This window comes from Rhodococcus sp. T2V (genome assembly GCF_029269925.1).
Lineage (GTDB): Bacteria > Actinomycetota > Actinomycetes > Mycobacteriales > Mycobacteriaceae > Rhodococcus_F > Rhodococcus_F koreensis.
Genome location: NZ_JARJBD010000065.1, coordinates 40878 through 56447, shown reverse-complemented (window position 1 = coordinate 56447; position 15570 = coordinate 40878). Strand labels below are relative to the sequence as shown.

Below are 15570 nucleotides of genomic sequence, written 5' to 3'. Positions count from 1 at the left end.
GGTCAACCAGATCGGCGTGTTCCTCGGCATGCAGACCCTCGCACCGCACATGGCGAAGATCGGGCACGGCTCGATCATCAACATCGTCTCGGTGTCCTCGTTCGCACCGCTGGACTACACCGCTGCCTACGCCTCGACCAAGTCGGCGCTGCTGGCGATGTCGAAGGCCGCCGTCGGCGAACTCGGACCCCAGGGGATCCGCGTCAACATGATCCACCCCGGTGGGGTGGCCACCGAGATGGGCGCACCGCAGGGAGCCGTCCCCACAGAATACTCCAAGGCCCCCCTCGGCCGGATCGGCCAGCCCCGCGAGATCGCCACGGTCGCAGCGTTCCTGGCCTCCGAGGACGCCTCGTACTGCAGCGGTGCGGAGATCCTCGTCGACGGTGGCTGGACCGTCGGGACCCGCAACCCCTGGACCACGACGGACTGAGAACGACACAGACTTCCGGTCACAGAGCGCCTGCCCGACCTGACCGGAACACCCCGGTGCGGGGCGACTCGACACTCTCGACGCTGCGAGTGCCGGGGCGCCCCGCACTGCGGCCCACGGACCGTATACAACGGCGCCGACTGACATCCCCACGGACCCGGTGTGCGATAGACCCACTCGGTATCGGGTTCCCATTTCAGAGAGCGTGAGATGACCAACGCGGAACATCCATTGCCCGACACCCCCGACACACCCGCTCACCGGCCTCGTGTCCTGGTCACCGGCGTCGAACAGATCGAAGGTGCCGGCGCCGCCCGCGTCCTCGCCGAGGCCGGCTGCCGGGTCATCGCACATAGCTTCTCGGCCGACGCCGCCGACGCGGTCGCCACCGAGATCACCGAGGCCGGGGGGACCGCCTACCCTGCCGTGGCCGATCTGACGATCGAGGCCGACGTCGACCGACTCTTCACTGGTCTCGAAGACCGGCACGGCGGCATCGATTCCCTGATGCACACCGCCTGGCTGCCCGGACCGGAAACCGCCACGAACAATCTGGCCGACATCGCTCCTGCCGATTGGGGGCGCTTCACCTACGACCACATGGCGATGCTGTTCCTGACCACACGCCGCGCTGCGTCGTCGATGCAGCACAACTCCACCACTGGCACCATCGTCACCGTCACCGGTCTGGGAACAGGGCCTGCGATCGACAACCTGCCCTTGAGTCCGGCCCGAGATGCGATCAACGGCGCCATCGAATCATTCACCATGACCGCAGCGCGTGATCAGACGCTCGCCGCATTGCGTATCAACACTATTCGGCTCTCGAGGCTCGCCTCCGCCGATGCTGCCGATGCCCTCCCACCTCGCCTCGACGAACTCTTGCCCTTGCTGCTGGTCGACCGGTCTATCGGATCGGGACACGTTATTCCGGCCCAACCGACCTTCGCTCTGGTCTCCAGCTGACCGCGACTCGACACCACAGGAGATCCCACCCGTGACCGTGACATCCGAACCCACGACGCCCCAGCAGGTCGAGCTGACCGAGGACGTGATCTTCGCGGGACATCTCGGCGGCAAGCTGTCCGTGGAGTTGACCGCCCCGCTGGACAACCAGCGCGACCTGTCCATCGCCTACACCCCGGGTGTCGCGCAGGTCTCCCGCGCCATCCACGCCGACGAGACCCTCGCCGACCGCTACACCTGGACCAACCGCCTCGTGGTCGTCGTCTCCGACGGCTCCGCGGTCCTCGGCCTCGGTGACATCGGCCCGCGTGCCTCCCTTCCCGTGATGGAGGGCAAGTCCGCCCTGTTCAAGAACTTCGCCGGGTTGAACTCGATCCCCCTGGTCCTCGACACCAAGGACCCCGACGAGATCGTCGAGACCCTGATCCGGCTGCGCCCCAGCTTCGGGGCCGTCAACCTCGAGGACATCTCCGCACCCCGCTGCTTCGAGATCGAGAAGCGCGTCATCGAGGCCCTGGACTGCCCGGTCATGCACGACGACCAGCACGGCACCGCCATCGTCGTCCTCGCCGCCCTCAAGGGCGCGGTCAAGGTGCAGAACCGGGAACTGTCCGACCTGCGGGTGGTGATCTCCGGTGCCGGCGCCGCCGGTGTGGCCTGCGCGAACATCCTGCTCGCCGCCGGCATCGCGGACGTGACGGTCCTGGACTCGAAGGGCATCGTCTCGGCCGACCGCACCGACCTCAACGAGATCAAGGTCGACCTGGCCGCCCGCACGAACCCGGCCGCCCTCCGCGGCGGCATCGCGGTGGCGTTGGACGGTGCGGACGTGTTCCTGGGGGTGTCCGCGGGCACCGTCCCGGAGGAGCTGATCGCGACCATGGCGGAGGATTCGATCGTGTTCGCGCTGTCGAACCCGGATCCGGAGATCCACCCCGACGTCGCCCGCAAGCATGCGGCGATCGTCGCCACCGGGCGCAGCGATTTCCCGAACCAGATCAACAATGTGCTCGCCTTCCCCGGTGTGTTCAAGGGCGCCCTGGATGCCGGTGCCCGCCGGATCACCGAGGGCATGAAGCTCGCCGCCGCCGAGGCGATCCTCTCGGTCGTCGGTGACGAGCTGGCTGTGGACAGGATCGTTCCCAGCCCGCTCGATCCTCGCGTCGCCCCCGCTGTCGCGGAGGCAGTCGCCGCCGCTGCTCGCGCAGAAGGCGTCACCGACTAGCGAGAATCCACCCGACCACCCCGGACCGGCCCGCACCCAGGCCACGGCCCGGGGTGATCGCGGATCGAATTCGCACGCTCTGATCGAGGAGGACATCACGATGTCGACGGATGACACGACAACACCCAGACCCACCACACTGTCGATGACCGTGCTCATGACACCCGACGTCGCGAACTTCTCCGGCAACGTCCACGGCGGGCACCTACTCAAACTCCTCGACCAGGTCGCCTACAGTTGCGCCAGCCGCTACGCAGGCACCTACGTCGTTACACTCTCCGTCGACCGTGTCCACTTCCGCGACGCCATCCACGTCGGCGAACTGGTCACCTTCTCCGCTTCGGTGAACTACACCGGACGCACCTCGATGGAGATCGGTATTCGTGTCGACACCGAAGACATCCGAGAAGGTCGCTGCCGGCACACCAACAGCTCCTACTTCACCATGGTCGCCGTCGATTCCGACGGCAAGCCCGTCCCCATCGCGGCCCTGCCCCTGCACACCGAACTCGATGAGGAACGGTACGAAGCAGCACGGCAACGCCGCCGCGCCCAACGAGCGGCGTTCGCAAGTCCGCATGCGGTCCCCGCCCTGCCCGAGGCTCATTGAACAATCACACCCCCGGACTCGCCCGTATCCGAGCATGTTCGATGTTGCTGCCGTGGCGTCGACGCGCAATCACCCGGATGCGGTGCGAACGAGGAGGTGCCGTGGATCGCATTCCCACGGCACCTCCTCACTTGACATTGCCGCGCTCCGATACGCGTCGGCTGACCTCACATAGGAGAAGAATGCGATGAAATTTACCGGCCGCCTGGGGGATCTGACCCTGCCTGCTCCGCGCGCGGAGGAATGGGAATGGCAGATGAGCGGGACCTGCCGCGATGCGGATTCGGAGCTGTTCTTCGAACCCCGCACGGAGCTCATCGAAGGTCACGCCAAAAGGATTTGCTCCGGCTGCCCGGTCCTCGCCGAGTGCCGCCAGTACGCCGTCGACGCCAGCGAACCACACGGCATCTGGGGTGGCCTGACGCCGCGCGAGCGAGACATTGCCCGGCGACAACGTAAGTGGTTCACACCCTCCCGCTCCGTTGGCTGAGCGAGTGCGACGACGATCACTCGACCGCGTGGGCGTGCCCGAAACACTGCTGAATCAAAGCAAGTTGAGCATCTCGGTACTGTCGTCGCGCCCCCGCCCAGTCCTATCGTGAAAGGGCAGGACTCAGAGTGCGACGTATTTGGTCTCGAGGTACTCCTCGATCCCTTCGGTCCCGCCTTCGCGCCCGAAACCGGAGTGCTTGACGCCGCCGAAGGGTGCGGCCGCGTCGGAGATGATGCCCCGGTTGACTCCGACCATGCCGGTGTCGAGGGCGTCGGCCACCCGCAGTGCCCGGTCGAGATCGCGGGTGTAGAAGTACGCGGCCAGTCCGTACTCGGTGTCGTTGGCGGCGTCGATGCACTCCTGTTCGGTGTCGAATCCGATCACGGCCGCGACGGGGCCGGAGACCTCTTCCCGCAGCAGGCGCGCATCTCGGGGAATATGATCGAGGACGGTGGGGATCGACGCCGACATCGAGAAGGATGGTCTGATCCATGTGGCGACCAACGAGGCGCAGCTTCACCGCCTGACCCATCACGTCGATCAACTTCGCAACGAAGGATGGGGCAAGGAGGACCTGTTCCTCCTGACGCCGTCTGAACTCGACGACAGGGTGCGGGTATCGGGGGCGCGAGGCGCGTTCTGGACACCGCACTGCGCACGCATCCATCCCGCAAAGTTCACGGTGGGACTGGCGGAAGCGGTGGAACGGCTCGGCGTCACAATCTATGAAGACACCACGGCCCAACGTCTTTCGCCGGGATCGGTGACGACCACGAGGGGAACGGTCAGGGCGCGATATGTCGTGCAGGCACTGGAGGGCTACACCGACAGCCTGTCGGGTCAGCGCAGGAAACTGATGCCGATGAACAGCAGCATGATCGTCACCGAACCGCTGCCCGCCTCCGTCTGGTCAGACATCGGATGGCCGGGCGCCGAATTGGTGGGCGACATGGGGCATAGCTTCGCCTACAGTCAACGCACCGCGGACGGCCGGATCGCACTCGGCGGACGCGGAGTTCCCTACAACTTCGCGTCGTCCTTCGACCCGGCCGGGACCACGGCCCGCAAGGCAGTGGGACAGCTGATGGAGAAACTGCAATCGATGTTCCCGGCAGTGTCCGCGTCATCCATTCAACACACCTGGAGCGGGGTACTCGGCGTGCCCCGAGATTGGTGTGCCGCGGTGAACTTCGACCGAACCACCGGAATCGCCAGTGCCGGTGGCTACGTCGGGCACGGACTGACGGGCACGAATCTCGCCGCCCGCACGCTGAGAGACCTGATCCTGAACAGGACAGCGAACTGACCCGACTGCCCTGGGTAGGCCGGCACGCCCGCCGGTGGGAGGTCGAACCGATCCGCTGGATCGGCGCGTCCGCACTGTACGCCGCCTACCGTTTCGCGGACCGGCACGAAGCCAACTCGCCACGCCCGAAGACCGCACTGACCGCCACGATCGCCGACAAGATCAGCGGTCGCTGATCACGCTCCCAACCCCTAGTCGAGAGGACATCGAATGACGATGGACACCAACACCATCGAGATCCGCAAGGTGCCCTTCACCTGGGCCGAGAACGCCGAGTACAGCCAGGCCGTGCGAGTGGGGGAGACCGTCTACACCGCGGGCCAGGGCGGGTTCGCCGACTCCGGCGAATTGGTGGCCGGCGGGTTCGTCGAGTAAACCCGGCAGACCTTCCGCAACATCGAGGCAGCTCTTCGTTCCCACGGCGCGGATCTGGAGTCCGTCGTCAAGCTGACGGTTCATATTCCCGACATCGAGAACTACACGGTCTTCAAGGAGGTGCGGCGCGAGTTCTTCCAGGAGCCGTGGCCTGCCTCGACGGCCGTCTCGTCTGCCCTCCTCGTTCCCGGGATGCTGATCGAGATCGAGGCAATCGCCGTCGTGCAGAGCCGCCGCACTCTCCTCGCGGACTGACGTGCAACTTTCTTGCCCTCGGCCGGTGACGCTGATCGGCCCGCGACCGCGGGCCGATCAGCGTCACCGAGCTGTTTCACCCAACGGCGGTACTGGGCAGATGCCCTGCGCTGTCCGTCTACTCGTTGGCTGTTCGGATGGCCGCGTCGATCAAGGTCTGGGCCGACTCGCACACCGAATCCCACGGCGCGAATTCCTCTTCGCAGTGGGAGACACCATTGCGGGTCTGGGCGAAGACCATCGCAGCGCGGGTGAATCCGGCGAGATGGAGGGAATCGTGACCGATCCCGCCGCGGACGTCGATCCATTCGAACCCGCGTTGTCGGGTGGAATCGCACAGCACATGGCGCCAGTTCTCGTCGAAGGTGCTTGCCGACAGTCGCCAGAACTCCTCGAACGCCAACACGACCTGCTCCTGGGCGGCAATCGCCTCGAACTCTTGACGAACGGAATCGACCACCCGATCGAGATCGGCGTCGCCGCCGGCCCTCAGGTCGAGGTTGAATGAAACTTCGTGCGGTATCACGTTCGTCGATCCCGGTTCGACCTGTACCAGTCCGACGGTGGACTTGAAGCCGCCGTCGGCGAGGGAGAGATCCCGGGCAGCCGCAACAAATTGATCGAGGAAAGCTACGAGCTCGGCGGCGAAGGCGGGGACGTCGACTTCATGATTGCCCGCTTCGTGGTCGGCGCCCGGATCAAGGCACTGCGCGGTGATCGGTCCGGTGCACAGGAACGACTCGACGAAGGCGCCCGGGCCGCCGCAGCACTGCACCTCGACCGATTGCGAGCCCGCATCGACAACGACCTTGCGCTCCTGCAGCTCCCGCACCCGCCCGCCCCAGCACTCACACCGAACATCGACCTCGAGGTCGACGCCGTCACCGCAACGACAGCGCTACTCGACGACGACACGGCCATCCGGCACATCCTCACCCACGGTTCACCGGAGGACACCGCGCGTGTACTCGATCGCGCGCAGCGCTGGGTCGCCAAGCTCACCGGTACCCGCCGTCGCCTCGCGACACTGCAGGCCACAAGGCTTCTCGTCAGCTGTCTGGCCGCTGTGGGCCGAGACGAAGAGGCAAAGACCAGGTTGGCAGGAGCGGTCGCAATCTGCGCCGAACAGCGAATGCTGAGATACCTCCCCGACGGAGGAGAAGACATCGAGAAAATGCTCGATGCACTGCACCGGGAACAGCTCTCAGGTAGCTGGGCCCCGACGCGGCCGACAGTGCCAGAAAGCTTTCTCGAGTCAATCGCCCGCATCGAACGGTGACCATCGGCCGGATGTCATTAGCGGTGCCCGGTTCATCCCTGCCCGGGTCGAGGGTGCACACCTGCTTTCTGCTCACGCATACGTAAATCGACCGATGTCGTCCCGATGTGATCTCTGTAACTTCGTTGACCAAGGACACGATGACAGGCCACCCGCCGTCGGCGGTGAGGACCGCCGGGCCCGTTGCCCGGTTGTGAGGCCTGTTGTCCCTGGCAAAGGAGACCAATGTTCCGCATCGGAGTAGATATCGGTGGCACCTTCACGGACCTTTACGCGTTGGATGAAGCCAATCCCACGGCATCGGGTGTGCGCACCGCGAAGGTGCTCTCCACCCCGGAGGATCTCTCGTTAGGCGTGCTGAATGCGTTGCGCAGCGCCGGAATTGCCCCGCGCGAGATCTCGACGATTGTTCACGGCACCACGGTGGCGACCAATGCTCTTCTCGAACGCAAGTATCCGGAGCCCGCCCTGATCACCACCGCAGGCTTTCGTGACGTCCTGGAGATCGGTCGACAGCGTCGGCAGGCTCTCTACGACCCCTACCAGGTCAAGCCCAAACCACTCGTCAGCCGCGCCAATCGCTACACCGTCACCGAGAAGCTCGGCGCGGACGGCACCGTCGTGACACCCCTCGACGAGGACCAGCTACGGGAGACGGCAGCGCAGATCCGCGATCGCGGCATCCGTAACATCGCCGTCGCGTTCATTAACGGCTACAACAGTGGTCACCACGAGCAACTGGCCCGCAAGATCCTGCTTGACGTGATTCCCGACGCCACGATCGCGCTGTCCTCTGAGACCCGCCCCAAGGTGCGCGAGCTGGGACGCTTCGTCACCACCGCGATCCGAGCGGCCATGATGCCTGTGGTCGGCGACTACATGACCCGGCTCGAATCCAAGCTGGAAGCAGAAGGCTCAACCGCTCCCCTCTACATCGTCAAGAGCAACGGCGGCATGATGCGCGCCGAGAGCGCGAAGGAACACCCGGAGGAACTCATCGAATCCGGACCGGCCGGCGGCGTCGCGGCCGGCGCATACCTCGCCGCGCTGCTCGACTCGCCGAACTTGATCGTCACGGACGTGGGTGGTACCAGCTTCGAGGCGGCGCTCATGGAGCAGGGCCGAGGCCTGGTGACCGACGAGTACGAGCTCGAATGGGAAATGCCGGTCATCGTGCCGATGCTCGACATCCGCAGCATCGGCGCCGGCGGAGGTTCCATCGCGTGGATCGACTCGGGCGGATCGCTGCGCGTGGGGCCCGAGAGCGCGGGCGCCGTCCCCGGACCGGCCTGTTACGGCCGGGGAGGCCACCGACCCACCGTCACCGACGCGAACCTCGTCCTCGGCCGGATCAGCCCGGACCTCAGCGGTAAGTTCACCCTCGACGTCGAGGCCGCGGAGAAGGCGATCGCGACAGTGGCCGACCCGCTGGGCATGACGATCCACGAGTGTGCGGAGGGCATCCTCGCGATCCTCTCCGAGAACATGGCAGGCGCAATTCGCATGGTCTCGAGCGACCGCGGTCGAGACCCTCGCGACCACGCCATGGTCGCGTTCGGCGGAGCAGGCGGGTTGAGCGCATTTGAGACGGCACGAGGCGCCGGTGTGGACAAGATCATCGTTCCTCCGTACGGCGGTGTCGCATGCGCCTTCGGGGCTATCACGATGGATGTGCGACACGACCTCGAGGGGACGTTCTACCATCCATTCGCCGACGTGAACATCGACGAGTTCAACTCTGCGCTCGATGATCTCGAGGCTCAGGCGCGCGAGCTACTGGCCAGAGACGGCGCGAACGCGGACACGGTCGAGATCGATCGGTTCGCCGCGATGCGTTACATCGGCCAATCCTACGAGGTGACGACGCCCCTTCCGGACGGCACCCTCTCCGATCAGTCACTGGGCGAGATCACCAAGGCGTTCTACCGCGCGCACGAGCAGGAGTACGGCGTCTACTCGACCGAATTCCCCGTGGCTGTAGTGAATTTGCGAATCACTGCGGTCGGCAAGACAGCCAAGCCCGCCGAATCCGCCATGGTCGGGGCAGCGGCCGGCGGCACCGCCGAGCCCACGCGTCGGCGTGTGTACTTCGACGGCGCATTCACCGAGATCGACGTCTACGGCCCGGACTCGACGCCGATCGGCCTCGAAGTAGACGGACCCACCATCATCGAGCAGGCGCACGGCGGCGTCGTCGTGCCGCCGGCCGCGAGAGCCTGGGTCGACCAGTACGGCAATATCATCCTCGAGAGCAAGAAGGATCAGTGACCGATATGACTGAAACCACCACCTCACGCAAACTCGACCCGGTCACCTTCGAGGTACTGCGCCGCGGATTCGACTATGCGTGCGAACGCATGTCCCAGGTTCTCCAAAAGGCATCCTTCTCTCCGATCATCTACGACATGGTCGACTTCTCCAGTGCCGTGTTCGACCCCGACGTGGAACTGATCGGACAGACGGCCAACTGCCCGGTGCACATCGCCGCCATGCATTACAGTGCGCGCGCCTCGTTGGCCAAGTTCCCGCGGGATACGCTCGAGGACGGCGACGTGGTCATTCTCAACGATCCCTACCTCGGCGGGACCCACACGCCCGATGTCACCTTGACCACACCCATCTACTTCGAAGGCGACCTGATCGCCTACGCGGTGAGTCGGGCCCACTGGACCGACGTCGGGCAGACGATGGACTCCCATATCGCCGGCGAGGGGTTCCGGCTGCCCCCGGTCAAGCTCGCATCCGCCGGTGTCCTGAACCGGGATCTCATGGACATCATCAAGAACGGCACGCGCACCCCGCAGTACGTCGAAGGCGACGTTCAGGCCCAGCTGGCCTCACTCTGGGCGTGCCGTGACGAAATGCGACGACTCGCACAGCGCTACGGCGTCGACGTCATGCGGGAAGGCATGCGGGAAATCCTCGACTACACGCAGCGCCGCACCCAGAAGGCGATCGAGCAGATCCCGGACGGCGTCTACCACGGTGAGGACTACATCGATTCCGACGGCTACAGCGAGGAGCCGGTTCGCATCAAGGTGAAGCTGGAGGTGAGCGGTGACCGCGTCCACGTCGACATGACCGGCTCGGACAAGCAGTGCCTCGGTCCGATCAACTCGCCGCTGGCGAACACCGTCTCCGCGATCTACTACTCGCTGAAGTTCTTCCTGGACCCGCAGGCCCCGGCGAATGCCGGCATGTATCGACAGATCGACTTCACCGTTCCCGAAGGGACGTGGCTCAACCCGATCTGGCCCGCACCGACCCTGGGGTGTACCACGGCGGCCTCGTCGAAGGTCACCGGCGGCATCTGGTCGGCCATTGCGACCGCGATCCCGGATCGCAGTGTCGCCTCCACCTACTCGGATGCCAACTGGTTCACCGCGAGCGTGATCGACCCGGCCACCGACGAGAACCATGTATTTTCCGATCTTCCGGCCGGTGGGTGGGGCGGCACACCGTTCAACGACGGCATGCACGTGACGATGGACCCGCTTGGCAACTGTCAGAACCTGCCTGCCGAGACGGCCGAGATGCTATTCCCGTTGCGGTACAACTCGTTCCAGATGATCGAGGACTCAGCGGGCCCAGGTAAGTACCGCGGAGGTGCGGGCGTGCGCATGGAGGTCGAATTCATCGGCACCGGCCAGATCATCACCATGGAATCGTCGCGCACCCGCGAAGGATCGCCCGGAACCAACGGCGGTGGATCAGGCAGCCGCCAGAAGCAGTTGCGGCGCAGGGTAGACGGATCCATCGAAACTGTCGGCGGACTCGACGACGACGGAAACTGGCTCCCACAGATGCTCGGTGGCATCCAGTTCAAGGCCGGTGAATCGTTCGTCTTCGAGAGCGGCGGTGGCGGTGGGTGGGGCGACCCGTTGACACGAGATGCCGAGCTCGTCGCAGAGGACGTGCGCAACGACGTGGTCAGCCGCGCCCGTGCGGAGAGCGACTACGGCGTCGTCCTCACCGACGACCTTCAGGTCAATACCGACGCGACACGCGTCGCACGAGCAGCCCACTGACGAACAGCCCGGGGTTGCGGGCTCAACCCGCAACCCCGGGTACCGCACCGAGAGGATGGTCGAAGTGAGTAACGGGAGCGCCCTGTGGAAGGGCAATACGTGGGACACCGGATGGGGATCCGTAAGGCTCGGCCACCACTCCGAGCTCACCGTGACCACTCCGGACGGAGTGCAGTCGATCCTCCTGAACGCGGTCGGGTCCGCCTTCGTGGACGCGTACGCGAGCGAAACGTGGGCGTGCATGATGGGCGCGGCGGGCTCGCAGGTCGTGCTCGCCCGGCGAGAAGGACCGACGATCGAGGTGATCGCCGAGGTGGAACGCATCGGCAGTGTGGGACGAGTCGGCACCGCCGACGAGGGCCCCGGGGCGACGATCGGAACCCACGCCGTCCGGTTCCACCCCCGTCCGGGGATGGATCAATGCCTGCTGGCGTGGGAAATCGGCGTGGCGCTGATTGATCCCGACCGTGGCGTCGTCTGGACACACGTGCACGGGGATCCCGATCAACGAGTGCTGGCCACGACCGAGACAGGAGTCGAGCTCAAAGGCCTTCGTTCCGCCCTGACCATCGATCTCACCAGCGGCGAGATCGACAGCCGTGAACGGGAGAACCCGATGGCGGTCGACCGTGCCACCCTGGCCGCGTGGAGGCAGAGTATCGGTCGGTGATCAGGAACCTCGGCCGGCTGCGGCACCTGACACCCAGGGTGGAGGAATGAAGCGCCCGGTGGCGTACGGAGGCGGAGAGACGAGGATGTCGCGCCCTCCCTGAATCTGAAAGATCGTGTGCGCCTGCGCGAGGGACGGGTCGCGCGATGCTCTGCCGAGACTGAGGGTTCGGTGCTTGGACGGGTCGAACGCGTACGCTCCGTTCACCCCTCGATACCGGGTCTCCGACAGTCGGTCGGCAACGTCGTCGAAGTCACGTACATCGGAAACCTGCCGCCAGGCCTGGGCGAGGATGTGAATCCGGTCGTAGGCGATCCCGGCATGAGACCGACCCGGCCCCCGGCCGAAGCGGGCCCGGTAGGTGCGGGAAAACTCGGCCCCCAGGTCGTCTGCGTATGTCCCCGTCGTCGCGGACCACAGGAGCCCCTCGCACCTTGCGCCCAGAGACTCTCGGAAACCGGGGACGGACGGGGCGTAGGTCGAATAGATCAGCGTGTCCGACGGTGCCTTCAGGAATTCGCGAACGAATGCGCAGAGGTCCTGTTGAAAGTAGCTCCCGACCATGACGGCAGCGGGTGCACTGTCCTGCACGGTGCGGGCCGCGGCGGCCCATGCACTCTCGCCGTTGCTGCCGGACGCCTTGACAACGACCGGTTCCCATCCGGCCGCTACTGCCTCGCGAGTTGCGCACTCGATGCCGAGATCAATGAATTCCCAGCGTGATTGGATCACGAAACAGATCCGATTCGAGCGGGGGCTCAACGATCCGTTCTCCCGGAGCTGTGTCAGGAACGAGACACAACAGGGTGCGTAGTCGTCGTCGTCGGGGCTGAACTGAAACACGCCGTGGTGACGACGCACGTCGTTGGCAACAAGGTCACCGAGCAACGAAGACGCGGACGAATGCAGGAATGGAATTCCGTCCGTCGCCGACGCAGTCATCACCGGCAGCTGCCCAACAAGATAACCGGACGTGATCGCCGCGGGCCGTTGCCGTAGTAGGGCGTCCATCGCGGTGCGGGCGCTGATCTCGTCATCGGCATCGACGTCCGCAATGTCCATCTGCAGCAGCCGATCCTGAATACCGCCTCGGGCGTTGATCTGCTCGATCGCCAGCCGGGCGCCGTTGAGCATCGCCATGGCGTCGGCGCTCGCCCTTCCTTGTGACGGGATGAGAGCGCCGATGCGGATCGGATCAACGGACGAGGAACGACCCGTGGCCGACGACGCGGGGGACGGCACCGTCCCCGCGGAACGCACCATCCTGCCGATCGCCAACTGATCCAGGCCGTCGGTGTCGATCGGCAAGGGCAGCCCGATGAGACCTCGGTCCAACGCGATGGTCGCGACCGCAGATCGATTGGTCACCCCGAACTTCCGCATGACGTGATCGAGGTGAGTGGTCACTGTCCGAAGGCTGACGTGCAAGGCCGTTGCGATGGCAGGGTTGGTCAACCCCGCGATCAGCAACGTCACTACGTCCAGTTCGCGCAGCGTGGTTCTCACTGGAAGTTCGCGGCACTGTTCACCGACGATGCGCGCCGAGCGGTGGCCTTGGCGCTGTGAGCGCTGAATGGAGATCCGCAGAGGTATCCGGGACCTGGTCCAGACGAATTCCACTTGCGAAAGGTCCTCGGCCAGGAACCCCAGCGCGAGATCCACGACGTCAGGATCGACCATGTCGCCGTGCGGGCCCGAGACCGATCCGTTGTGGAGGACTCGAACCTCGAAGGTCTCGGGAAACGACTCGCGGCTAGCCGGGCCGACCGGTCGCTCCTTGGCCATTGTGTCACCTCCTTCGAAGAGACCTCCATTCTATGGTCGGAGACGTACTTCGCTGGGAATCGTCCTTCGCTGAACACCGGTGGGGGCGGTAGGGATGGGGCGGCGGATCGGGGCCGGCGCCGGCGAGCGTGACGGCGGTCAGGATGTCGATGAGTTCGGCGGTCAGTGCGCCTGACAGTTCAGCCGGACCACCCGCCGTCGGACCGGGGCCGCGGGCCGGGGTGTGATCGCAGGTCAACCGGTTCAGGGCCCGCTGCCAGGCGGTGATGCCCCTGCCGACCAGCACGCCGAGCCCAGCGGGAAGGCGCGAGCACGTTCGTGCAGGGAGCGTGACGGAGTTGTTCGTGCCGGGCGCTAAGCGGGCCTGTGGCCCGGTCGGCGTCCGGTGATTGGGGGTCTACCCTCTGCTCAAAGGCGAGTAAGTCAGCGGCTTTTGGAGTGCTCCCTGATGTGGGTCGCCGCTCGCTCGATGGAGCGGGGATGCAGGCGCACCCCGAACCGCTGCTCGACCGGCTCGACCAGGGTAGCCGGTTTCAGTGCAGGGTCGCCGGCCGAGCCGGGAGATCCACCCCGTGCCTGGGCGGTCGTCTCCGCCAACCCGTCGCTGCCACCCAGCCTATCGGGGTGGGGGCGCTCGTCAGGGCCCTCCGGTAACGCGGTGCCACATCGGCGGCAACGGGCGGGGCTACTTCAGAGCGCGACGTATTTGGTGTCGAGGTATTCCTCGATTCCTTCGGTGCCGCCCTCACGGCCGAAGCCGGAGTGCTTGACGCCGCCGAACGGGGCGGCGGCGTCGGAGATGATGCCGCGATTGACACCGACCATGCCGCTGTCGAGGGCGCTCGAGACCCGCAGTGCGCGATCGAGGTCGCGGGTGTAGAAGTAGGCGGCCAGACCGTATTCGGTGTCGTTGGCGGCGTCGATGCCCTCCTGCTCGGTGTCGAACCCGATCACGGCCGCGACCGGCCCGAAGATCTCCTCCCGCAGCAACCGGGCGTCACGGGGAACACGGTCGAGGACGGTGGGGGCGTAGAAGTACCCCGGCCCGTCGGGGGCCTGACCGCCGGTGCGGACCCGGGCGCCGCGCTCGACGGCGTCGCGGACCAGGTCGGCAACGATGTCACGCTGGCCGGCGTTGATCAGAGGCCCGATCTGGGTGTCCGGGTCGGATCCGGGGCCGAGCGTGAGCGCGGCGATCCGGGCGGTGAGCTTGTCGGTGAACTCGTCGATCACAGAACCCGCGACGTGGAATCGGTTGGCCGCGGTGCACGCCTGCCCGCCGTTGCGCATCTTCGCCGCCATTGCCCCGTCGACGGCGGCGTCGATGTCGGCGTCGTCGAAGACCACGAACGGGGCGTTGCCGCCGAGTTCCATCGACGTGCGCAGCAACTGGTCGGCGGAGTTGCGCACCAGATGCTTCCCGACGGCGGTGGAGCCGGTGAACGTGAGCTTGCGCAGGCGCGAGTCGTCGATCAGCGGTCCGGTCAGTGCAGCAGCGTTGGAGGTGGGCAGGATCGACAGCACGCCCGAGGGCAGTCCGGCGTCGGCGAAGAGTTGACCGAGCAGCAGCATCGTCAGCGGGGTTTCCTCGGACGGCTTGACGATGACGGTGCAGCCGGCGGCCAGCGCGGGCCCGATCTTGCGGGTGCCCATGGCCAGCGGGAAGTTCCACGGGGTGATCGCCAGGACCGGGCCGACCGGTTCCTTGGTGACGAGGATGCGCCCGTTGCCGGCCGGAGCTCCGGCGTAGCGGCCGGCGAGCCGGACGGCTTCCTCACTGAACCAGCGCAGGAACTCCGCCCCGTAGGCGACCTCGCCGCGACTTTCGGCCAGCGCCTTGCCCATCTCCAATGTCATCAGTTGCGCGAAGTCCTCGCTGCGCTGGGTCAGCAGGTCGAAGGCTGTGCGAAGGATCTCCCCGCGCACCCGGGGTGCCGTGGCCGCCCACTCCTTCTGCGCCGCGGCGGCGAGGTCGAGGGCCCGTAGACCGTCGCCGGGATCGGCATCGGCCACGTAGGTGAGGATGTCTCCGGTCGCCGGGTCGTGTACCGGCAGGGTGGCGCCGGACGACGCCGGCGTCTGGTGTCCGCCCAACCACAACTGGGTGGGAACCGCGGCGACGATGCTCGGGGTGGTGGTCATCGA

The 15570-nt window shown here is 66.0% G+C and carries 14 protein-coding genes and 2 pseudogenes; 12 read left to right on the top strand and 4 right to left on the bottom strand.

The annotated features are described in order from the left end of the window. The 5 genes from P3H15_RS37330 to P3H15_RS37310 form a co-directional block, all read left to right on the top strand. Nucleotides 1-433: SDR family NAD(P)-dependent oxidoreductase (locus P3H15_RS37330; protein ID WP_276141858.1), on the top strand; the 433-nt coding region annotated here is incomplete at its 5' end. Nucleotides 434-643: 210 nt separating this feature from the next. Then, nucleotides 644-1399 carry an SDR family oxidoreductase gene (locus P3H15_RS37325; RefSeq protein ID WP_276141857.1) on the top strand — a complete coding sequence of 252 codons (756 nt, stop codon included), beginning with the start codon at nucleotides 644-646 and terminating at the stop codon, nucleotides 1397-1399. A 31-nt stretch (nucleotides 1400-1430) separates the two neighbouring features. Beyond that, entirely contained in the window at nucleotides 1431-2624 is a 1194-nt protein-coding gene (locus P3H15_RS37320; protein WP_276141856.1) for an NADP-dependent malic enzyme, read from the top strand. A 100-nt stretch (nucleotides 2625-2724) separates the two neighbouring features. Continuing rightward, nucleotides 2725-3234 (top strand): acyl-CoA thioesterase, encoded by a 510-nt coding sequence (locus P3H15_RS37315; RefSeq protein ID WP_276141855.1) that lies wholly within the window; start codon nucleotides 2725-2727, stop codon nucleotides 3232-3234. 187 nt (nucleotides 3235-3421) lie between these two features. Beyond that, nucleotides 3422-3724 carry a WhiB family transcriptional regulator gene (locus P3H15_RS37310; protein ID WP_276141854.1) on the top strand — a complete coding sequence of 101 codons (303 nt, stop codon included), beginning with the start codon at nucleotides 3422-3424 and terminating at the stop codon, nucleotides 3722-3724. Between the two features lie 123 nt (nucleotides 3725-3847). Here P3H15_RS37310 and P3H15_RS37305 read toward each other — a convergent pair. Then, nucleotides 3848-4183, bottom strand: a pseudogene (locus tag P3H15_RS37305) (aldehyde dehydrogenase family protein); the annotation flags it as partial. 1 nt (nucleotide 4184) lies between these two features. On the opposite strand from P3H15_RS37305, the gene P3H15_RS37300 reads away from it, so the two are divergent. From P3H15_RS37300 to P3H15_RS37290, 3 genes and pseudogenes are all read left to right on the top strand, one after another. After that, on the top strand, nucleotides 4185-5033 hold the full coding sequence (locus P3H15_RS37300) for an FAD-binding oxidoreductase (RefSeq protein ID WP_276141860.1): 849 nt from the start codon (nucleotides 4185-4187) through the stop codon (nucleotides 5031-5033). Nucleotides 5034-5243: 210 nt separating this feature from the next. Further along, nucleotides 5244-5408, top strand: coding sequence for a RidA family protein (locus P3H15_RS37295; RefSeq protein WP_276141853.1), 165 nt, complete (start codon nucleotides 5244-5246; stop codon nucleotides 5406-5408). 12 nt (nucleotides 5409-5420) lie between these two features. After that, nucleotides 5421-5663: pseudogene (locus P3H15_RS37290) on the top strand (RidA family protein); the annotation flags it as partial. 118 nt (nucleotides 5664-5781) lie between these two features. Here the strand turns inward: P3H15_RS37290 and P3H15_RS37285 are convergent. Continuing rightward, the gene (locus P3H15_RS37285) at nucleotides 5782-6189 is read right to left on the bottom strand and encodes a hypothetical protein (protein ID WP_276141852.1); all 408 of its coding nucleotides are present in this window, start codon (nucleotides 6187-6189) and stop codon (nucleotides 5782-5784) included. On the opposite strand from P3H15_RS37285, the gene P3H15_RS37280 reads away from it, so the two are divergent. The 4 genes from P3H15_RS37280 (at nucleotide 6178) to P3H15_RS37265 (ending at nucleotide 11640) form a co-directional block, all read left to right on the top strand. Continuing rightward, nucleotides 6178-6942, top strand: coding sequence for a hypothetical protein (locus P3H15_RS37280; protein WP_276141851.1), 765 nt, complete (start codon nucleotides 6178-6180; stop codon nucleotides 6940-6942). The two genes, P3H15_RS37285 and P3H15_RS37280, sit on opposite strands and share 12 nt — an antisense overlap. 225 nt (nucleotides 6943-7167) lie before the next feature. Beyond that, the gene (locus P3H15_RS37275) at nucleotides 7168-9210 is read left to right on the top strand and encodes a hydantoinase/oxoprolinase family protein (protein WP_276141850.1); all 2043 of its coding nucleotides are present in this window, start codon (nucleotides 7168-7170) and stop codon (nucleotides 9208-9210) included. Between the two features lie 5 nt (nucleotides 9211-9215). Further along, a complete protein-coding gene (locus P3H15_RS37270) occupies nucleotides 9216-10970 on the top strand; it encodes a hydantoinase B/oxoprolinase family protein (protein ID WP_276141849.1) in 1755 nt (584 codons plus the stop codon). 64 nt (nucleotides 10971-11034) lie between these two features. Next, nucleotides 11035-11640 carry a hypothetical protein gene (locus P3H15_RS37265; RefSeq protein WP_276141848.1) on the top strand — a complete coding sequence of 202 codons (606 nt, stop codon included), beginning with the start codon at nucleotides 11035-11037 and terminating at the stop codon, nucleotides 11638-11640. On the opposite strand, the gene P3H15_RS37260 is transcribed toward P3H15_RS37265, so the two are convergent. Beyond that, on the bottom strand, nucleotides 11641-13425 hold the full coding sequence (locus P3H15_RS37260) for an ABC transporter substrate-binding protein (protein WP_276141847.1): 1785 nt from the start codon (nucleotides 13423-13425) through the stop codon (nucleotides 11641-11643). Nucleotides 13426-14115: 690 nt separating this feature from the next. Beyond that, nucleotides 14116-15567 carry an NAD-dependent succinate-semialdehyde dehydrogenase gene (locus P3H15_RS37255; RefSeq protein ID WP_276141846.1) on the bottom strand — a complete coding sequence of 484 codons (1452 nt, stop codon included), beginning with the start codon at nucleotides 15565-15567 and terminating at the stop codon, nucleotides 14116-14118. Nucleotides 15568-15570: the final 3 nt, after the last annotated feature.